The organism is Protofrankia sp. Cas4 (assembly GCF_963555915.1).
Classification (GTDB): Bacteria; Actinomycetota; Actinomycetes; order Frankiales; family Frankiaceae; genus Protofrankia.
On sequence record NZ_CAUVXL010000264.1, the window covers coordinates 1 to 20862 of the forward strand.

At 66.7% G+C, this 20862-nt stretch carries 14 protein-coding genes and 1 pseudogene; 12 read left to right on the forward strand and 3 right to left on the reverse strand.

What is annotated here, in order from left to right; genetic code table 11:
* From U9979_RS23915 to U9979_RS25445, 4 genes and pseudogenes are all read left to right on the forward strand, one after another.
* Window positions 1–205, forward strand: a 205-nt coding sequence (locus tag U9979_RS23915; protein WP_322781056.1) for a type II secretion system F family protein, incomplete at its 5' end; no start/stop codon positions are given.
* Between the two features lie 293 nt (window positions 206–498).
* Window positions 499–810: a DUF4244 domain-containing protein gene (locus tag U9979_RS23920; RefSeq protein ID WP_322766277.1), complete on the forward strand. Its 312-nt coding sequence runs from the start codon at window positions 499–501 to the stop codon at window positions 808–810.
* Between the two features lie 143 nt (window positions 811–953).
* Window positions 954–1334, forward strand: coding sequence for a TadE family type IV pilus minor pilin (locus U9979_RS23925; RefSeq protein ID WP_322766278.1), 381 nt, complete (start codon window positions 954–956; stop codon window positions 1332–1334).
* A 71-nt stretch (window positions 1335–1405) separates the two neighbouring features.
* Window positions 1406–1810 (forward strand): annotated as a pseudogene (locus U9979_RS25445) (Rv3654c family TadE-like protein); the annotation flags it as partial.
* Between the two features lie 72 nt (window positions 1811–1882).
* Here the strand turns inward: U9979_RS25445 and U9979_RS23930 are convergent.
* A complete protein-coding gene (locus U9979_RS23930) occupies window positions 1883–4306 on the reverse strand; it encodes a DEAD/DEAH box helicase (protein WP_416220300.1) in 2424 nt (807 codons plus the stop codon).
* A 307-nt stretch (window positions 4307–4613) separates the two neighbouring features.
* On the opposite strand from U9979_RS23930, the gene U9979_RS23935 reads away from it, so the two are divergent.
* From U9979_RS23935 to U9979_RS23945, 3 genes are all read left to right on the forward strand, one after another.
* Window positions 4614–4955, forward strand: a complete 342-nt coding sequence (locus tag U9979_RS23935) for an anti-sigma factor antagonist (RefSeq protein WP_322751973.1) — start codon at window positions 4614–4616, stop codon at window positions 4953–4955.
* A 160-nt stretch (window positions 4956–5115) separates the two neighbouring features.
* Entirely contained in the window at window positions 5116–5622 is a 507-nt protein-coding gene (locus U9979_RS23940) for an ATP-binding protein (protein WP_322751974.1), read from the forward strand.
* Window positions 5623–6140: 518 nt separating this feature from the next.
* Window positions 6141–8480 (forward strand): sodium-translocating pyrophosphatase, encoded by a 2340-nt coding sequence (locus U9979_RS23945; RefSeq protein WP_322781057.1) that lies wholly within the window; start codon window positions 6141–6143, stop codon window positions 8478–8480.
* Window positions 8481–8767: 287 nt separating this feature from the next.
* Here U9979_RS23945 and U9979_RS23950 read toward each other — a convergent pair whose 3' ends face one another.
* Entirely contained in the window at window positions 8768–9211 is a 444-nt protein-coding gene (locus tag U9979_RS23950; protein WP_322781058.1) for a hypothetical protein, read from the reverse strand.
* On the opposite strand from U9979_RS23950, the gene topA reads away from it, so the two are divergent.
* The 4 genes from topA to U9979_RS23970 all read left to right on the forward strand — a co-directional run bounded on the left by topA (window position 9177) and on the right by U9979_RS23970 (window position 17168).
* On the forward strand, window positions 9177–12002 hold the full coding sequence (gene topA, locus U9979_RS23955) for a type I DNA topoisomerase (protein ID WP_322781059.1): 2826 nt from the start codon (window positions 9177–9179) through the stop codon (window positions 12000–12002). The genes U9979_RS23950 and topA overlap by 35 nt on opposite strands.
* Window positions 12002–14383, forward strand: coding sequence for a dTMP kinase (tmk, locus tag U9979_RS23960; RefSeq protein ID WP_322781060.1), 2382 nt, complete (start codon window positions 12002–12004; stop codon window positions 14381–14383). The genes topA and tmk overlap by 1 nt, the downstream gene beginning before the upstream one ends.
* A gap of 97 nt (window positions 14384–14480) precedes the next feature.
* On the forward strand, window positions 14481–15719 hold the full coding sequence (locus tag U9979_RS23965) for a DNA polymerase III subunit delta' (RefSeq protein WP_322781061.1): 1239 nt from the start codon (window positions 14481–14483) through the stop codon (window positions 15717–15719).
* Between the two features lie 444 nt (window positions 15720–16163).
* The gene (locus U9979_RS23970) at window positions 16164–17168 is read left to right on the forward strand and encodes a beta-ketoacyl-ACP synthase III (protein ID WP_322781062.1); all 1005 of its coding nucleotides are present in this window, start codon (window positions 16164–16166) and stop codon (window positions 17166–17168) included.
* Window positions 17169–17179: 11 nt separating this feature from the next.
* Here U9979_RS23970 and U9979_RS23975 read toward each other — a convergent pair whose 3' ends face one another.
* Window positions 17180–18661 (reverse strand): MFS transporter, encoded by a 1482-nt coding sequence (locus tag U9979_RS23975; protein WP_322781063.1) that lies wholly within the window; start codon window positions 18659–18661, stop codon window positions 17180–17182.
* A 951-nt stretch (window positions 18662–19612) separates the two neighbouring features.
* Here U9979_RS23975 and U9979_RS23980 point away from each other — a divergent pair.
* Complete coding sequence (locus tag U9979_RS23980) at window positions 19613–20833, forward strand: glycoside hydrolase family 26 protein (RefSeq protein WP_322781064.1); 1221 nt, start codon at window positions 19613–19615, stop codon at window positions 20831–20833.
* Window positions 20834–20862: the final 29 nt, after the last annotated feature.

Genomic DNA, 20862 nt, shown 5'->3' on the forward strand with positions numbered 1-20862 from the left:
GGACTCCGGCGCCCGACTGGCCGCGACGCTTGAACGACTCGCAGACCAGACCCGCGCGCAGCATCAGGAGCGCGCCCTGGCCGCGGCACGCCGAGCGGGAGTCGCCGCGGTAGCACCGCTCGGGCTGTGCTTTCTGCCCGCATTCATTGCGTTGGGGGTCGTGCCCGTCGTGGCAGGGGCTGGCACGGGTCTGGCGCTGCTGTAACTGCGCTTGTCGGGTTCGGCCGAACCCGGCCGGTGTCACACCAGGTCACACCAGGTCACACCAGGTCCGGCGACACGAGACGCCAACCTGCCAGAACCTGTTGTGAATCTTCTGTCCCGGCGATCCACGCCCAACCGGCCTGTGGATAACAGTCCGTCATCCACAGCACGATATTCGCGCTCGCCACCGACGCATTCGCAGGAAATAATACTTGTACGGATCAAAGAAACACTCCGAGCGAAAGTCGGAGCTCCCGCCACCGGCCGGAACGGTCGATCTGGAGGTCACCCAACATGTCCGCACTCCCGGCACGCTACCATCTGATCACGAAGCATTGGACGCAGCTGCTGGTCAGCATATTCGTAGCGCTGCTCACACCATCGACGGCACGCGCCTCACATCAGGTTCGAGCTGACGGCGGGAACATCGGGTTCAGATCTATTCGGAAACGCCGAGACGACGCGGGAATGTCGACAGCGGAGTACGCCGTGGGCACGGTTGCCGCGGTCGGGTTCGCCGCTGTTCTCTATGCGGTAATCCACAGTCCGGCAACCCGCACTCTGCTGGCCAACGTGGTCAGCCGGGCGTTGTCGATTCCCTTCTGAGGCCTGAAACCGAAGAGAGCTCGGTCATACCTATGATCCGTAAACCGACGCCCCCGGTGATGCCAATGAGCCGAATAAGGCATGATAATGATCTTCCACCTACGCCCGAAGACCACGAAGTAGCTGGCGTTCCATGTCCCGCAATGGCTGCCGCCCAGCGGCACACGGCTCGCGACGGCGGCCAGGCAACCGCCGAACTGGCGGTCGCGATTCCGTCCCTGATACTCGTGCTGCTGATTGCGATCTGGGTTCTCAGCGCGGTATCCGTTCAGGCGCAATGCGCGGAGGCAGCTCGCGTCGGAGCCCGTGCGGCTGCTCGCGGAGAAACCGACGAAGTAGTGCGCTCGTGGTCGAGAAGGGCCGCACCACGCGGTGCCGAAATATCTGTCACCCACGGCGGCAATTTTGTTGTGGTGCAGGTCCGCTTAGGTGTCCGGGCAACCGGGGGACTCGCTGGAATCATGCCCGCAATCAACATCACGATGTCCTCAACAGCGCCGCTCGAATCAGCGGAAACAATCTGATCGGACCTCAAAACCCACCCTCTGTTGAACCGTGGGTTACAGCGGGAGGAAGAACAGTGAATTCTACCGGCATGGACCGGTCATACCTGTACGGGCGCCCCAGCTTGCGGCACCGCGGCGCATCTGACGACCGGCACACGCCGGGCCGAAAGCGCCCCGGCGACACGGGCTCGGCGACCATCCTCATGCTTTCCGCATTCCTCGTTCTCGGGACCTTCACCGGTGCCGTCCTGATGGTCGCAATGATCGCGGTCTGTCGCCAGCGGGCCGCGAACGCCGCCGACATGGCCGCGCTCGCGGCCGCGGGCGACCCATCGGGCGACCCGCTGTCCATGTGCGCACGTGCACGCGACATCGGGCTCGCGAACCACGGCCGTGTCGTGTCCTGCACGATATCGGGGGACACCGTGGAAATCGCAGCGGCGACCGAGCTTCCGGGCGCGCTCAGGGGCCTTGGACCGCTGGTTGCGCGAGCCCGCGCCGGCCCGTGGGACGGCGCCAGCAGTAATGATATTGCCGGCACCACCGTCGCGGCGTCGGCTGACAGCCTACGAAGGCGTGTCCCGGCCAGGTCCGGCCGGATCGAGTTGCCGCAGTACGGTCTCCAGCAACCGGCGCGCGGCCGGCTTGTCCAGCGGCTCGTTCCCGTTGCCGCACTTTGGCGACTGCACGCACGATGGGCAGCCAGCGGTGCACTCACAAGCCGCGATCACGTCTCGAGTCGCCCGGAGCCACGGTTCACCGCGCAGAAAGCCCCGTTCGGCGAAACCGGCTCCACCCGGATGGCCGTCGTAGACAAATACCGTGGTCCGGCCCGTGTCCGGATGCAGCGCGGTGGACACTCCCCCGATGTCCCACCGATCACATGTCGCGAACAGCGGGAGGATGCCGATCGCCGCGTGTTCAGCCGCATGAACCGCGCCAGGGACATCATCCTCGTCGATCTCCGCCTCGGCCAACAACCCGTCGGTCACCGTGTACCAGACTGCCCGGGTACGCAGATGCCGTGGGGGAAGGTCGAGCGGCTCCTCTCCGACGACCCGTCCGGTCACGATCTGGCGCCGCTGGTAGGCCACTACCTGGCTACTGACCTCAACCGTCCCCAGCTGCAGTTCGACCTCGCCTACCGTCCGGGAACGGGCCACGTCCAGCACCTTGATGTCCGTCAGCTCCCGGGCCCACGTCGTCCAGTCGGGCGTGTCCGCCTCAACGAAGGCGACCGCCACGTCAAGGTCGAGCTCGATGACCACGTAAAAACTGCCCTGGTGGAGATAGACCGCTCCGCGGTGGACCGTCGAGTGCGACGTCGCGGCATCCACCGTCCCGAGCAGGCGCCCGGTCGATGCCTCGACGATCCGCACGGGCGCACCACCAACGCCACGGATATCAACATCAGGTCGGTAACGGTGGGTCCAGTACCAGCCTGCCGGCCGACGCCGGAGCCGGCCACGACGCACCAGGTCATCGACCGTGGTGCGGGCAGCCGGCCCGAAAAGATCAAAATCGGCCTCGGTCAGCGGCAGTTCCGCGGCCGCGCACTCGAGATGGGGGCCGAGCACATAGGGGTTGTCAGGATCAAGCACGGTGGCCTCGACCGGCCGACCGAACACGGCCTCCTGGTGGTGCACGAGATAGGTATCGAGAGGATCATCACGAGCGACCAGGACCGCAACGGCTCCCTGACCGTTACGACCCGCACGGCCAGCCTGCTGCCACAACGAGGCAAGAGTGCCCGGATACCCGGTGATAATGGCGGCATCCAGCCCGGTAACGTCCACACCCAGTTCCAAAGCGTTCGTCGCGGCAACCCCGAGCAGCCGTCCCGAGCGCAGATCCGCCTCCAGCGCCCGGCGTTCCTCCGGCAGGTAGCCCGCGCGATAGGCCGCGACCCGGTCCGCGAGATCCCTCGAAACGTCCGACAACGTTCGGCGGGCCAACTGCGCGACTACTTCCGCCGCCCTGCGCGACCGCACGAACACAAGAGTACGGACGCCGTCGGTGACGAGATCGGCAAGCAGGTCCGAGGCTTCCGCAGTCGCCGAACGGCGCACCGGCGCACCGTTGTGACCATGGATCGGCGACTCTCCGTGTCCTTCAGATCCCATCCCACCGGGCGTCGGCGCCACCACAGCCGATGCGGGCGGCCGCCAAGAGGTGACGAGTGGAGGTTCATACAGCACAAACCGGGTCGCGCCTCTCGGGGAGGCGTCATCGTCGACGACCTCGACATCGAGCCCGGTAAGGCGGCCAGCGGAGCGGCCCGGGTCGGAGACAGTCGCCGATGCCAGCACGAACACGGGCGTCGACCCGTACCGCGCAGCCACCCGTCGCAGCCGCCGCAGTACGTGTGCGACGTGGGAACCGAACACGCCCCGATAGCCGTGACACTCGTCGACCACGACGTATCGAAGGCCCCGCAGGAATGCGGCCCACCGCCGATGGGACGGCAACACACCGTGGTGCAACATGTCAGGATTGGTCAACACGAACGTCGCGTGAGCCCGGACCCAGTCACGTTCGGACGCGGATGTGTCGCCGTCGTACGTGGCGGCGCGTACTCCGGTCAGGTTGAGCGCACGAACAGCGCGGAGCTGGTCGTGCGCCAGTGCCTTGGTGGGAGCGAGATAAAGCGCCCGGGCCGACGCTTGGGCCAGCAGGACACTGAGCACGGGCATGAGGTATCCCAGCGACTTACCCGACGCCGTACCGGTCGCCAGTACGACGCTGCGTCCGCCATGTGCATGCTCGGCGGCGCGCACCTGATGGGTCCACGGCTCATCGATCCCGACGGCACGCAGCCGTGAGACCAGCACGGGATCTGCCCACACCGGCCAGGGAAGCCGCGTACCAATCCGGGCCGGTACATGCTCCACGTGTGTCACGCACCGCCGCCGGCGGGCGTCCGCAAAAAGTCGATCAAGAATCACCGCACCGCGATCCGGTGCGTCTTCGGGCACCACGGTTCCGCCCACAGCAGCTCAGCGTAGGTCAGGACGCCCGAACCCGGATACCCCGGCTCGGCGGACGTGCTCATCCACCGGGTCTCGCGGCCGGTGACAACCGTTGGACCGCCACTGCGTGGCAACGACAAGCAACCGACGGCACAACCGGTGTCAGGCAAGGAGAACACAAATGGATCACAATGTGATGTCGGATTGCGACGGATGCACGCGGCGACTGTGTCGCGGTGAGCCGGATTGATCCGAGCGTGGGAGGGTAGTGGCGCCGTGATGTCAGCCGTCCAACCGGGCGGCTGTGGAGCACACGCCAGGAGGAACCGTGGACCTGTCTCTCACGACCCGGGTGGAAGGGGACTTCACGATCGTCGTCGTGGGCGGCGAGATTGATGTCTACACCGCGCCGAAGCTGCGCGAGCAGCTCATCGATCTCGTGTCGGGTGGGTCATACCATCTCATCGTCGACATGGAAGGCGTCGAATTCCTGGACTCGACCGGCCTCGGTGTACTCGTCGGAGGCCTCAAGCGAGTCCGCGCACACGAGGGGTCGCTGCGCCTGGTCTGCACCCAGGAACGGATATTGAAAATCTTCCGGATCACCGGTCTGACGAAGGTCTTCCCCATCCATGCCTCCGTCGAGGAAGCGCTCGCAGCGAAGGACTAGGGCCTGTCCGATGACTATTGGTCGATGCGGGCGATGATCCAGAAGGCGGCCTGCCAGGCGTCGGAAGCCGGACGGTCCTATGCTCGGTCATTCCAACTACGCCAGAACGGTCAACTACCCCAGAACACCATCTCCGCATCGAGAGGCAGGTAAGCGACGCATGGCCACCGTCGAGTTGCGCTTCGCCGCCCTGCCGGGCCATGTCCGCACAGCCAGGATGATCGCGGGTGCAGTCAGTCGACGTTCGGGGGTACCCGACGAGCTCATGGACGAGGTCAAGCTCGCGGTCGGCGAAGCGTGCGCCCGGGCCGTCAGCGTGAACCGCCGGTTCGACCCACAGGCCCTCGTGATCGTCCGGATCGGTGATGATGACGACGTGTTCGAAGTATCGGTGTCCGACTGTGGGCCGGGAGGTGGCCAGATTTCGCCCGCTCACCCCGACGGTCGGGTCTCCACGCCAGCACTGATCAATATCGACTGCGCTCAGGCCGACGATGAAATCAGCGACGAGCTGTCCTCGGTGGTTCCCACCGGGCTCGGTCTCGCCCTCATCCAAGGCCTGGTGGATGACGTCACCATTGCCGCGCGGCCAGACTCGGCCGGAACGGTTGTCACGATGCGCTGGCCGATCAGTAAGACGGCGGACAGATCGATCCTGGCGATCTGACCCCGGTCCGCCACCGCCGAGGCCGTCCCGGACCACCAGACGAGCCAGTGCACAGCTTTGCCTCGACAGCTTCATCCACCATAGCTACCCGAATGACCTGCGCCACGTGTCAAACCGTAACATTCACCCACCGGGGTCACTCGAAAAGCGAGCGCGTGTTACAGCCGTATGGATAGACTGCGCCGCATCGCACACTCGGTCGATCAGACCGGGTGGGATGCCGTGAGTGCTCCCCATGGTACCGGACGGAGGTTCGGGGGGAACGCGGGCCAGCGCGCTAGTTGCCGTATATCGGTGCGACAGCGGGCCGGGTGACCACCCGGGCCTGTCCCAGCCGGCAGTCATGCCGGCAATCGCACCCCATGCGTCGACGTATGCGCATGCCCGGCGTCCCTTCACACCCGGACGGTGACCTCGGTGACGTCGTCAGGTGCGACGTCGGGCCGTGCACGCCCATCGCGACGCCATAATGGCACCGGGCGAACACGGAGGGTGCACCGACCTGACCGGGAGGGCCCATGGTCCCGCTCCAAGCCGAGGCAGGTACGAAGCCAAGTGCTGTCGCCATTGAACTTAGCGGAGGTCAGCTCGGACTGGTCGCTGGTGTGGCAGCCGTCGCAGCGATCGCATTGGTAGTTGCCGGCTACCTGGTCCGCGAGGTGCTCGCCGCGAGCCAGGGAAGCCCCCAGATGATCGAAGTCGGTCGCGCTGTTCAGGAAGGCGCCGTAGCCTATCTGCGCCGGCAGTTCATCACAGTGGCGGGCTTCGTCGTCGTGATTCCCTTCGTGCTGCTACTGCTGCCGGCGGACACTACCGGCGCCCGGGTGGGACGTTCGGTTTTCTTCGTCCTCGGGGCTGTCTTCTCCGCGCTTGTCGGCTTCGTCGGCATGTCGCTTGCCACCCGGGCGAACACCCGTACCGCCGCCGCAGCCATCCACCAGGGGGAGCGCGCCGCCATGCGGATCGCCTTCCGCACCGGCGGCGTGGTCGGGATGTTCACGGTCGGTCTTGGGCTGCTCGGAGCGGCGGTCGTCGTGCTGGCATTTCGTGATACGGCCCCGCAGGTCCTGGAGGGATTCGGGTTCGGCGCCGCGCTGCTGGCGATGTTCATGCGAGTCGGTGGAGGTATCTTCACCAAGGCTGCGGACGTGGGAGCCGACCTCGTCGGCAAGGTCGAACAGGGCATCCCCGAGGACGACCCGCGCAACGCGGCCACGATCGCCGACAACGTGGGCGACAACGTCGGTGACTGCGCCGGCATGGCCGCCGACCTGTTCGAGTCCTATGCGGTGATGCTGGTCGCCGCGCTGATCCTCGGAGTCAAGGCCTTCGGCGAAAACGGACTGGTCTTCCCACTGCTCGTGCCGGCTGTGGGCGTACTCACCGCGATCATCGGAATCTTCTCGGTCGCCCCCCGCGCCGGTGACCGCAACGGCATGGCGGCGATCAACCGGGGCTTCTTCATCTCGGCCCTGGTCTCCGCCGTCGGGGTCATCATCGTTTCGTTCGCCTACCTGCCGGACAGCTTCTCCGGTTTCCCCGGTCTTGAAAACAGCAGCCAGAGCGGCAACCCGCGGTTCATCGCGATCACCGCAGTCCTCATCGGCATCGTGCTGGCCGCAGCCATCCAGCTACTCACCGGATACTTCACCGAAACCAACCGCAGACCGGTCCAGGACATCGTGAAGGCGTCCACGACCGGTCCCGCCACCAACATTCTTTCCGGCATCGGGGTCGGGCTGGAGTCAGCCGTCTATTCGGCGTTGCTCATCAGCGCGGCGGTGTTCGGCGCATACCTGCTCGGATCCGGCAGTACCACGGTGGCACTGTTCGCCGTAGCTCTGGCCGGCACCGGCCTGCTGACGACAGTCGGAGTGATCATCGCCATGGACACCTTCGGGCCTGTCAGCGACAACGCCCAGGGCATTGCCGAGATGTCCGGTGCAGCCGCGGACGGCGAGGGTGCCGCGATCCTCACATCCCTCGACGCGGTCGGTAACACCACCAAGGCCATCACCAAGGGCATCGCGATCGCCACCGCGGTGCTGGCCGCCACCGCCTTGTTCGGATCGTTCACCGACACGGTCAACGCGGCACTCATCAGCGCCGGCCGGACTGTCGAGGGCTCGCGTACCCTCAATATCGCCTACCCCGATGCGCTGGTCGGACTCATCATCGGTGCCGCGGTCGTGTTTCTGTTCGCCGGACTCGCGATCAATGCGGTCGGACGCGCCGCGGGGCGGGTGGTCGAGGAGGTACGTAACCAGTTCCGAACGAAGCCAGGGATCATGGCCGGCACCGAGAAGCCCGACTACGGTGCTGTCGTCGACATCTGCACCCGGGACTCCCTACAGGAGTTGATCACTCCAGGCACGCTTGCGGTTCTCGCTCCGATCGCAGTTGGCTTCGGCCTCGGTTACCCGCCACTGGGTGCATACCTTGCCGGAGCGATCGCCGGCGGCGTCCTCATGGCCGTCTTTCTCTCGAACTCCGGTGGGGCCTGGGATAATGCGAAGAAATTCGTCGAGGACGGCAACTACGGCGGCAAGGGTTCCGATGTCCACGCCGCCACGGTCATCGGCGATACCGTCGGTGATCCGTTCAAGGACACCGCGGGGCCTTCAATCAATCCTTTGATCAAGGTAATGAACCTGGTCAGCCTGCTGATCGCACCATCTGTGGTGAAGTACTCGGTTGGTGCTGGCGAGAACAAACCACTCCGGATCGCCATCGCACTCGTGGTTGTCGCGGTGATTGCCGCAGTGATCATCTATTCGAAGCGACGCAGTACCGCCCTGGCGGTTGTACCGTCAGTGACCGAACAGCGCGCAGCCGCCAATCCAAAGGCAACGGTGTAGCCCATCTCTTCGACGGCCTCCGCCCGGCCCACGGTCGGAGGCGCAACCACCACCATCGCGGAGCGCGGCTATCCACCGGCGGCGATTAAGAGCGGTTCGAGGCCGCCTGGTCGGACACCGACAGACCTGTGGGCGCGACACGGCGTACGGTCACCTGCGGCGTCCACAACACCGGACGCCGCAGGGGCCGCCGCGCGGCCGGCTGACATACCGGTGCGTGTCGACCTACTGTCGAGACATGGACCCGGGGCTTGGCAATGAGCCCAGGGCCGGTTTCCACCGGCGATTCAGCCGTCCGCACCACGCCCGACGCACCACGCCCGACGCACCACACCCGACGCAGGACGCCCGACGCACCACGCCCGACGCAGCACACCCGACGCACCACGAGCCGCAATGCCGAAGTCGAACCACCCCCCTGCAACGAGGAGAGAAGTGCCCCCGCGCACGAAGCCGACAAACAGCGGGACGCGCCGGTCGAGCGCCGGGTCATCGACACCCGTCGTCGAACCCACGGCTTTCGACACCGGCGCCGCGCCCCACACGGACGCCCACACCGACGCCCAGACGGACGCCCAGACGGACACGGACATGTCCGGCAACGGCGCCGCGTCCCGTCCCAGCACACGTACGAACACGCGTGGTAGCCGATCCGGCACCTCGACGAGCACTCCCACCACGACCGGAACCCGGCTGGTGATCGTCGAGTCGCCCGCGAAGGCGAAGACCATCGCCGGATACCTCGGCCCCGGCTGGCAGGTCGAGTCCAGTATCGGGCACATCCGGGACCTGCCGCGTAACGCCGAGGAGGTGCCGGTCGCGTACAAGAGCAAACCGTGGGCGCGGCTCGGGGTGGACGTCGACAACGGCTTCGCGCCGCTCTACGTCGTTACCCCCAACAAGAAATCCCAGGTCAGCAAGCTCAAAGCCCTGGTCAAGGACGCCAGCGAGCTCTACCTCGCCACAGATGAGGACCGCGAGGGCGAGGCGATCGCCTGGCACCTGCTGCAGACGCTGAAGCCGACCGTGCCGGTGAAGCGAATGGTCTTCCACGAGATCACGCCGCAGGCCATCCAGCGAGCGGTGGACAACCCGCGCGAGATCAACGAGAACCTCGTCAACGCCCAGGAAACGCGGCGAATCCTCGACCGGCTCTACGGCTACGAGGTCAGCCCGGTGCTGTGGAAGAAGGTGATGCCGAGGCTGTCGGCGGGCCGGGTTCAGAGCGTGGCAACCCGTATCCTGGTGGAACGCGAACGCGCCCGGATGCGCTTCACCTCGGCCGAGTACTGGAACATCGAAGGTGTCTTCGGTGCGCTGGCCACGGGTGAGGGTGGTTCGCAGGGCCGGGCCGCAGCCGCCCAGGCACCCGACGCCACTCCACTGCCGGCGAACCTGGTCGCGCTCGACGGCCGCCGGCTGGCCACCGGACGCGACTTCGCCGCCTCCGGCGAGCTCACCTCCGCGGACGTGGTGCGGCTCGACGAGCCCGCGGCGCGCGCCCTGGCCGGCCGGCTCGCCGACGCCGTCTTCACGGTCCGGTCGGTGGAGACCAAGCCGTACCGCCGCTCGCCCTACCCGCCGTTCATGACGTCCACCCTGCAGCAGGAGGCCGGCCGCAAACTGCGCTTCTCCAGCCAACGAACGATGCAGGTGGCACAGAAGCTGTACGAAAACGGCTACATCACCTATATGCGTACGGACTCGACGAACCTGTCCGAAACCGCGCTCGCCGCCGCCCGGGACCAGGCCCGGAGTCTCTACGGGCCGCAGTACGTGCCCGAGCGGCCCCGCACCTACACGAAGAAGGTCAAGAACGCCCAGGAAGCGCACGAGGCGATCCGTCCGGCCGGGGATCACTTCCAGACCCCCGGTGAGGTGCGCACCGCGCTCCGGGACGACATCGACGGCTATCGGCTCTACGAACTGATCTGGCGGCGGACAGTCGCCAGCCAGATGGCTGACGCCCTCGGTACGTCGGCGACGATCCGGCTCGGTGGGGCATCCAGCGCCGGGGAGGACGCCGAGTTCTCGGCATCGGGAAAGGTCATCACCTTCCCGGGCTTCCTGCGCGCCTACGTCGAGGGTGCTGACGACCCCGATGCGGAGCTTGAGGACCGTGAACGCCGCCTGCCAGACGTCCGCCAGGGCGACCGATTGGCCACCCGCGAGCTGAACCCGCGCGGGCACACCACCAACCCGCCGCCGCGCTTCACCGAGGCGAGCCTGGTCAAGACCCTCGAGGAACTCGGCATCGGGCGACCGTCCACCTACGCATCGATCATCGGGACGATCCAGGACCGCGGTTACGTGTGGAAAAAGGGCAGCGCGCTGATCCCCAGTTTCGTCGCGTTCGCTGTCGTCGGCCTGCTGGAAGACCATTTCGGCCGGCTGGTCGACTACCGCTTCACCGCCTCGATGGAAGACGATCTCGACGCCATCGCGGCCGGTACGTCGGCGTCGATCGACTGGCTGACCCGCTTCTACTTCGGCTCGGACGCGGGCCAGCCCGGCGGTGTCGCGCGTTCGGGTGGCCTCAAGCACCTGGTCAGCGAGCGGCTCGGGGAGATCGACGCCCGCGAGGTGAACTCGATCCCGCTGGGTACGGCGGACGACGACCAACCCGTAATGATCCGAGTCGGCAAATACGGCCCGTATGTCCAACACGGCGACCAGCGGGCCAGCGTCCCCGAAGATCTTGCTCCAGACGAACTCACCGTGGCCAGGGCGATGGAGCTGCTCGGCGCGCCGAGCGGGGACCGGCCCCTTGGCACCGACCCGGCCAGCGGCGCGGCCGTCACTGTCAAGATCGGACGTTTCGGTCCGTACGTCAGCACGGACGAAGACCCGCCGCGCCGGGCGAGCCTGCTGGCCACGATGTCCCCCGAGACGGTCACCCTCACCGAAGCCCTCAAGCTGCTCACCCTGCCCCGATCACTGGGCGTTGCCCAGGACGGCGAAGAGGTGACGGCCCAGAATGGCCGGTACGGACCGTACGTCAAGAAGGGGTCGGAGAGCCGGTCGCTGGAGTCGGAGGAGCAGCTGTTCAGCGTGACGTTGGATGAGGCACTGGCGCTGATCGCCCAGCCGAAGGCACGGGGACGCAGGCAAGCCGCGCAGAGCCCGCCCCTGCGCGAACTGGGCGCAGATCCTGCCACCGGTGCGCCGATGGTGCTGCGTGAGGGCCGGTTCGGCCCGTACGTCACCGACGGTGAGACAAACGCGAGCCTGCGCAAAGGCGATGAGGTCGCGTCGATCACCGTGGAACGGGCAGCCGAACTGCTCGCCGACCGCCGGGCCCGCGGACCGGCGACGCCCAGACGGCGGACGGCCCGCGCCGCCGGATCAGGCAGCGCCGCCGGATCAGGCAGCAAGGAGCCGGCCGCTCCGAAGACCGGCACCACGAAACGGGCCACCACCAGGAAAACCCCGGCCAAGAAGGCCGCCACCGAGAAGACCACGACCGGACCGGACGCCGGCACGTCCAGCGCCCCGTCAACCCAGCCGCGCCGGACGGACTGATGGGCATTCCGGTAGACGGCGACGCCGGCCCGCCACGCTCGCAGACGACCCCACTGGTGTCGTCGGATGTCGGCGGGCCGTCTACCGGCAGCACGGCGCCACTCGCCAGCCCTGATGATCCGCATCAGCACACCGAAGGAGATTTTCGCGCGGTCCTGCGGATCGCGCAGTTCCGCCGGCTCTGGCTGGCGCTGGCCCTGTCCAGCCTGGGTGACTGGATGGGCCTGCTCGCGACGACGGCCCTGGCCAGCTCGTTGCGAGCGAGCTTCTCCGACAAGGCGTTCGCCATCGGCTCCGTGCTGATCGTCCGACTGCTGCCCGCGCTGATCCTCGGACCGTTCGCCGGTGTCGTGGCCGACCGGCTCGACCGGCGGTTGACGATGGTCGTCGCGGACATCCTGCGATTCGGGTTGTTCCTGTCCATCCCATTGGTTGGGACGCTGACCTGGCTGCTCATCGCGTCACTCCTGATCGAGTGCGTGAGCCTGTTCTGGAACCCGGCCAAGGACGCGAGCGTGCCGAACCTGGTACCCGCGCGCCGGCTCGCGGCGGCGAACACACTGAGTCTGATCACCACGTACGGCTCGGCGCCACTGGGTGCAGCGATCTTCTCACTGTTGGCCACCCTGTCGCGTGCGTTGGCGTCCGGCGTGTCGTTCTTTCAGACCTCCCCGCTGGACCTCGCACTCTTCTTCAACGCGGCGACGTTCCTGGTATCAGCGATCGTGATCTTCCGGCTACGCGGGATCGGCCGGGCCGAGCACCAACGCACCGACCAGCATCTGGGCCTGTGGTCGTCGATCACGGAAGGCTGGCGGTTCGTCGGCCACAACCGGCTGGTCCGCGGTCTGGTGATCGGTATTCTCGGCGGGTTCGCCGGAGCCGGGTGCGTGGTGGCGCTCGGGCGACTCTACGTCCAGATTCTGGGCGGCGGTGACTCCGCGTACGGCGTCCTGTTCGGTGCGGTGTTCGTGGGGCTTGCCGCCGGGATGGCGCTGGGACCGCGGCTGCTCGGTGACTTCAGTCGCTCCCGTCTCTTCGGCCTGAGCGTCACCGCCGCCGGGGTGGCCATGCTGGCGGTGGCGGTCATGCCCAACCTCGTGCTGGCCTGCGTCGTTGTCGTCCTCGTCGGCATGTTCGCCGGGATCGCGTGGGTCACCGGCTACACTCTGTTGCAGGCGGAGGTGAGCGACGAGCTGCGCGGGCGGACATTCGCGCTGGTCCAGTCCCTGGTCCGCATTGATCTGCTCCTGGTGCTGGCCGCCGCGCCCGCGCTGGTGGGCCTCATCGGAGCACACCGCATCAGCCTGTGGGGCAGCGTCCATCTCCGCGCCGACGGGGTCACGATCGTCCTGCTCGCCGCCGGCATGCTCGCGGTGGCCGTCGGCCTGTTCGCTTACCGGCAGATGGACCAACGCTCGGGTATCGCAGTCCTGCCCGAACTCTGGAACGCCCTGCTGGGCCGTGGCAGCACACCGCTACGCCCTCGCCACGCCGGTCTGTTCGTAGCCCTCGAAGGCGGTGAGGGATCCGGCAAATCCACCCAGGTCAAACGGTTGGGATCATGGTTGGCGTCGTCCGGACGCGAAGTTGTGATCACCCGCGAACCGGGTGGGACCACCATCGGCGCTACGCTGCGGGACCTGCTGCTCGACCCCTCGGTACGGCTGCACCCGCGCACCGAGGCGCTGCTCTACGCCGCGGACCGCGCCGAGCATGTCACCCGGGTCATCGAGCCGGCACTGGCCCGGGGTGCGATTGTGATCAGCGACCGCTTCATCGACTCGTCCATCGCCTACCAGGGCGCCGGGCGCCGGCTCGGGGCGGACGAGGTCGCGGCGCTGTCGCGGTGGGCCACCCAGGCCCTGGTCCCCGACCTCACGATCCTGCTCGACCTGCCCGCTGAGATCGGCCTGCGTCGGGTCCGGGAACGGGTCGGTACGGTCGGCTCAAGTGTCGATCCGGCCGGGCCGGCGACCAAGCCCACGGCCGGCCTCGACCGGATCGAGGCGGAACAGGTCGCCTTCCACGAACGGGTGCGCGACGGGTTTCGCCGGCTCGCCGACAGCGCGCCCGGCCGCTATGTGGTCCTCGACGGGAACCGGCCGCCGCAGACACTGCACAGTGAGATCCGCCACGTCATCAGCGAGCGGCTGCGCACTGATCTCGACCCGGTCGCCGCGGACCCACACATGCAGCCCACACCGGCCGAGACCGTGCGGCCAGACAGCGTGCGGCCAGACAGCGTGCCACCGAACAACATGCCAATAGACACCGTGCCACCGAACACCGTGCCACCGAACACCGTGCCACCAACATCCGTAGCACCCGACATGCCGCCCGATCGCGCAACAACGAAGAGAGCCCCATCGGCCCGGTAGCTCCTCCCAACCGTCTCCCAACCGTCCAGACGGCGCTTCGCCGGTCGCCGGACGGCCCGCCGGTAACCGCCGACCAGCGGAGTCGGACAATGGACCGGTGAGCGTCTGGGATGTCCTGATCGGCCAGGCTCCGGTCGTCGAGATCCTCGCGGGCGCGGCCAGCGCGGCCGCCGGGGTGACCGCGACTGATGCCCGTCCCGCGGCCCGTGCAAGCATGACGCATTCATGGCTGTTCACCGGCCCCGCGGGCGCTGGGCGTTCGATGGCGGCGCGCGCCTTCGCCGCGGCGTTGAACTGCAAAAATTCACCCCCAGGATGCGGTGAGTGCAACGGGTGTCACACCGTACTGACAGACACCGCGGCCGATCTGCGCACCGTGCGTCCAGAAGGCCTGTCGCTGGGAGTCAAGGACATCCGGGAGCTCGTCCGCGATGCAGCCAGCGCACCGACATCCGGCCGCTGGCGAGTCCTGCTGCTCGAGGACGCCGACCGGCTCACCGACCAGGCCGCCAACGCGCTGCTCAAGGCGCTGGAGGAGCCCGCCACACGGTCGGTGTTCCTGCTGTGCGCACCGTCGGTCGACGACGTCCTGCCGACCGTGCGGTCCCGCTGCCGGGTGGTCGCGCTGCGCCTTCCCACCCCCGCGCAGGTCGCCGGCATGCTGGAGCACGACGGGGTGGATCCTGCTCAGGCCCGGCTCGCGGCCCAGGCGACCATGGGCGATGCGGACCGAGCCCGGGCGCTGGCCACCGACGAGGCGACGCGGCTCCGGCGCGCCGAGGTGCTGCGCCTCCCGACCCGCCTGCAACGCACCGGGGACTGTCTCGCCGCGGCCGCGGACCTGGTGGCGGCGGCGAACGCCGACGCCGAAGCGGCGAACACGACCCGCGACGACGCTGAGACCGACGCTCTGAAGACCGCGCTCGGTGTGGGTGCGACATCCGCCGGGACGACGGCGAAACGCGCTCGGGCGCCGAAGCCCGGTGCAAAGGCCCGTGCCCTGACCGTCCGGGGCGCCGCCGGAGCTCTCAAGGAGCTGGAGAAGACACAGAAGAGCCGTGGACGACGGACCGTCCTGGACTCCCTTGACCGGGCCCTGCTCGACCTCGCCGGCTGGTACCGCGACGTCCTGGTGCGACAGCTCGGCGCACCGGTCGAGGCGATTCACCCGGACCACGGCGTTGCCGTGGCGGAGGAGGCGCGGACGTCCACCCCGGAGCAGACGCTGCGTCGACTCGAGGCCGTCCTGCGGTGTCGGCGGACCCTGGCGGCCAATCCCGGCCTCGTCCCGCTACTCACCGTAGAAGCACTCACCCTCGATCTGCGGACCGGTTAGAGCGCCCGATGGATATCGGTCGATGCGCCTTCTGGGCATCGAGAGCAGGGACCCGCACGAACTCGAAGCGTTCGGGTGGGGGGCGAAGCGATCGAAGATCCATCGGATAGACCCAAGGTCATGGCCCGCCGCTGCGCAGTCGGCGTTTTCCGCCCATTTTGTCGCCCGACATCAACGGATACAGTATGATAAGGCAGTAGTCGGTACAGAATTTCCCAGGCCGGATCTATTGATATAAATCAGCCGCCAGGGTGCCATACCTCACATGCGGATACCGTTCATTTCCGGCCAATATGACCATTATATTCGCACCACTGATTCGCCCGCCGCCGAGGCCGCCCGGCCTCACCACTCCCTGGGGGAATACGACATGGAACGTGGGATTCCGCGCACGGTACGGACCGGAGAAAGTATCTCCTCAGCCGGCTCATCGGCGGCCCGCCGATGAATGGAATCATTCATACCCGGCTCCGCCCCACCGGCAGTCGGATTCTCGGGGTGGGCGCCTACCGGCCCATGAAAGTGGTCCTCAATTCCGAGATCTGCCAACAGATAGAGTCGACACCCGAGTGGATAGAAGCCCGCTCCGGTATTCGTAGCCGGCGATTCGCGACCGCGGATGAATCACTGGGCGCAATGGCTGCAAGCGCCGGCGGAAAAGCCCTGGCCAGTGCCGGAATCGAAGTCGCGGACGTCGGGTGCATCGTGGTCGCCACCATGTCCCATGTCACACAGTCGCCGTCGGTGGCGACCGACGTGGCCGGCCGACTCGGTTCGCGGAACGCGACCGCATTCGATCTCTCGGCCGCGTGCGCGGGTTTCTGCCATGCCCTCGCGGTGGCCAGCGACATGGTGGTCGCCGGCAGCGCAAGATACGTTCTGGTAATCGGCACCGAACGGATGTCGGACATCATCGACCCACATGACCGGGGCACGGCCTTTCTGTTCGGCGACGGTGCCGGGGCGATTGTCGTCGGACCGTCGGAGACAACCGGCATCGGGCCCGTCGTGTGGGGTTCTGATCCCTCGGGCCGAGACGCAATCGGGCACGATCACTCCTATCTGGAATGGCGCGACAACCCCAAGCTGCCCTGGCCGACAATGCGGATGGCGGGTCAGCAGGTATATCGGTGGGCCTCGTGGCAGATGGCGCCCGTCGCGCGGGCGGCTCTCGAGGTGGCCGGGGTCGACGCAGCGGAACTCGCCGCCTTCATTCCTCACCAGGCCAACATCCGCATTATCAACATGCTGTGCAAGGTACTTGCCCTGCCCGACACGGTGACCGTCGCCCGCGACGTCGCGATCCATGGAAACACCTCCGGGGCGTCGATTCCGCTCGCGATGGACGAGGTTCTCGCAAGCGGAATGGTCCCTTCCGGTGGCCTCGCACTGCTCATCGGTTTCGGCGCGGGCCTCGCCTACGCGGCCCAGGTCGTCCGGCTCCCATGAACTCCCGGGGACTACAGTTTGCCCTGCACCGCCGCGGAGCTGCGGCTACTTCGCGGCTGCGGCACAGAGTCGACGACTGTCCGTCCCGACTCGACCACTGCGACGGCCTCGGTCGCCGCCGACGGCCGGATGTCGGGAAGCGAGGCGGCGGCAACCGCGGCCACACCGAATCCGACGGCCATCAGCACGAATGCATTCGTGTAACCGCTTTCGTGCGGCAGTGTTCCAATGCCCACCCCTGCTGTGATGACGGTGGCGATAACGGTGGTGCCGATCGAGCCGCCGATCGTCCGGATGTTGGCGTTCATTCCGGACGCAATCCCGGTCTGATCGGGGCGAACCGCTACAACCACAAGGTGTGACATCGACGCGAACCCCAGACCGATACCGATACCCATCAATGAAGTCGCGATGTAGATCATGTAACTCTCACTGTGCGCGAACGCGAGGACGCAGGTGGCGGCAGCCGCGATCAGGGTGCCCATGACCAGCGGTACCTTCGCGCCGAACCTCACTCCGAGACGGCTGGCGAATATGCCGGCGACCAGCATGAAGATACTGCACGGCAGCATGAAGAGGCCGGCCTGGGTGATGCTCGCACCGAATCCGTAGCCCGCCGACGGAGGGGTTTCCACAAACTGCGGGACGAACACCATCATCGAGAACATCGTAAAACCGAACAGGATCGCAGTGATATTCGTCCGGTACACGGTGGGAATCCGCATCATTCGCATATCCACAAGCGGCTGGGCGCTGCGGCTCTCAACGGTGATCCAGACGACGATAAGCAGCCCCGCCAGCGCAAACAGACCAAAGACCGAACTGGAGCCCCATCCCCACCGGGGTCCCTGGCTGATTCCGAGCAGCAGAACGACAAGCCACGCCGCAAGCAGCAACGCGCCACCGACTGACACCTTCCCGGCCACGCGGATGGGCGACTCCGGAACGCACAGCACGGTCACCACAAATGCGATGGCAATGGCGATCGCCGGCAGCCAGAACAGCCAGTGATAGCCCAGGTGGCTACTGATCGGTCCGGAAATGACCGTTCCGGTTCCCGAGCCCACGCCGAGTACGGCGGACACGACACCGATCGCGCCGCCGACCTTCTCCGGTGGGAACTCGTCCCTGATGATCCCGAACGCAAGCGGAAAGATCGCCCCACCCACCCCCTGGATGACCCTGGCGATGAGCATCACGGTCAGGGATGTTGCGAGCGCGGCGGTCACCGTTCCGATAGCAAGCACCGCGAGCATGCCGACAAGCACCCGCTTCTTGCCGTAGACATCCCCGAGACGCCCGAGGATCGGGGTCGCCACGGATGCGCTGAGCAGGTAGGCCGTCATGATCCACGCAATACCGGCCTGGCTCGAACCGAACTCCGCCCGGATCGTCGGCAACGCGGGCGCGATCATCGTCTGCAGCAACGAGAAGGTCAGCGCTGACATGCCGAGAGCCGCGAAGGTCACGGACGACGAACGCCTTACATCCACCGCAGCCGTCATAGCGGATAGCCCCCTTTTGAGCGACGCGCAGCGGATGAAACTCAGTATAGTTGATGATACCAAGTATCTAATGATCAAAAAGGGATCCCCACTGTGGCCTACACTGCATCCCTACAGATCAGCCTGACGGCACGGATCACCATCCCCGGACGTGCCGACCATGAGATAAGGATCATTGGCCTGGCCTGGCCTGGCCTGGCCTGGCCTGGCCACAGGCGCCGGCCCGGCGACCGGCGACCGGCGACCGACCCTCACTCATCGCCGGCGTCACGCGGACCGGGTACGAACCTGCCCACGCAGCGCGCCTGACCGCCTGCAGCAGCACAGACCTGGCCGAGCTCGTGGACGAGGCGTCCGTAGACGGTGGCCACCGAGTTCGCCGCGGCCGACACGCGGTCGAGAGCACAGCCCTAGACAACGACGATTGTTAATATCAACTAACAGCAGATAAAAGAACTCTTGATAGACAACATAAACACAATAGACGACGGACTGCGACAGGTTGCCGTCCGTGCAGAAGTCTGATCAATAACTCCTTGACCTGCCAGTATGCCCATCTGGCGGGTGCTGAACCGGGTCCGTGTAGCCTCATCGTCCGATGATGACTTTGCTGCTGCAGGCCCACGCCAGGCCTGCTGAAGCCCGTCGCCCGGAACATTTCCCTATCTGCGAGGCCCACGTGTCGTGCGGCGACGTCCACTTCGGCGACGTCCAGGGTCGCGAGACAGCCCCGTCACGCGGAGGGAGTCAACTGTGAAACACAGAGAAACCACCGATGAAACACGTTACACACTGCAAAAAACAACATCTGCCGATGCAGCAGAATCGACAACGGACCAGCAAGAACTCGTCCAGGTCGCAGCAGAAAGCAGGCGCACGCTCGCACCCCGCACGGCAGCGCCACCCAGGTTCGGCCCGACAGCGGCAGCCAAGAAGGTGGTGTCGATCCGTGGCCGGGTCTGGCTCGCCGGCCTGGGTGCTCTCGCGGTCGCTGCCACGAGCCTTGGCTGTCACGTCGCCCCGATCAGAGGTGATGGTGTCGGGAATGCAACGCTGGCGACCACGTCCGGGCCGTCCGTCACGCCGGTCGCCAGCGCGTCCATCCCGACGGCCGGGGTCGGCAACGACGACCCGAACAGCGGCCCTGGCCACGCGCCGGCCGCCAGCAGCAGCACCTACGCCGGACCGCCACAGGTCGCCGCCACCGTCCGATCAGCCGCCGTGGCCGCCGTGGCGCCCGGCGGAGCCACAGTTCCCGGCGGAGTCACAGTTCCCGGCGGCGGCCCCCTGTCCGGCGGATGGACCAGCGGCGTCGCCGCGGGCACTCTGGCGGAGGCGAACCAGTGGGCTGCCTTTCGTGGCCGGCCGGTTGACGTGATCGTCACCTTTGCCGACCGGTCAAGCTGGGAAACGATAACGCACCCATGGCTCGGCTCGGACCCCGAGAAATTCGCCGGCTTCGCCGGCACCTGGGTGATCAGTCAGCCGTTCTTCCCCGACTCCGGCGGCGACATCGGCGCCTGCGCGTCGGGAGCGTACAACTCGCACTGGCAGGAGTTCGGCCGGTGGCTGATCGGTCAGGGCCGCGCGAACAGCATCGTCCGGCTTGCCTGGGAATTCAACGGCGACTGGTTCCCCTGGTCTGCGTCGAACAAACCGGGGTCATGGGTCGGCTGCTTCCAGCAGGTGGTCGGTGCCATCCGGCAGACAGATGCCCAGGCCCGGATCGACTGGACGCTGAACTCGCACACCGACGGCGCCTTCGATTTCTACCCGGGTGACGCATACGTCGATGTCATCGGCATCGACACCTTTGACATGTGGCCGGCAAGTACAGACGAGAACTCCTGGAACACCCAGTGCGACGAAGCCGAAGGACTCTGCTCTGTGATCAAGTTTGCCCGCGCGCACGGCAAGAAGTTCTCCGTGCCGGAATGGGGGCTCGTCGGCACCCACGACACCGGTGCCGGAAGGGCCGGGCAGTCCGGCGGAGACAACCCCTTCTACATCCGGAAAATGCACGACACGTTCGTCGCCAACGCCGATGTCGTGTCGTACGAGGCGTATTTCAGCAATTCGGACCCGGGCAACGTCCATTCCTCCCTGACCGGCCCAGTTGAAGAGCCCAGCAGCGCCCAGGCCTACGCATCGCTGTGGTGACGACGTTGCCGCCGCTACGATGAGCGGCT

Coding starts and splice junctions, on each gene's coding strand:
- U9979_RS23940 (WP_322751974.1), top strand. CDS start 5,116: ATGGCCACCGTCGAGTTGCGCTTCGCCGCCCTGCCGGGCCATGTCCGC.
- U9979_RS23945 (WP_322781057.1), top strand. CDS start 6,141: ATGGTCCCGCTCCAAGCCGAGGCAGGTACGAAGCCAAGTGCTGTCGCC.
- U9979_RS23925 (WP_322766278.1), top strand. CDS start 954: ATGGCTGCCGCCCAGCGGCACACGGCTCGCGACGGCGGCCAGGCAACC.
- U9979_RS23950 (WP_322781058.1), bottom strand. CDS start 9,211: ATGGTCTTCGCCTTCGCGGGCGACTCGACGATCACCAGCCGGGTTCCG.
- U9979_RS23970 (WP_322781062.1), top strand. CDS start 16,164: ATGAATGGAATCATTCATACCCGGCTCCGCCCCACCGGCAGTCGGATT.
- U9979_RS23920 (WP_322766277.1), top strand. CDS start 499: ATGTCCGCACTCCCGGCACGCTACCATCTGATCACGAAGCATTGGACG.
- tmk (WP_322781060.1), top strand. CDS start 12,002: ATGGGCATTCCGGTAGACGGCGACGCCGGCCCGCCACGCTCGCAGACG.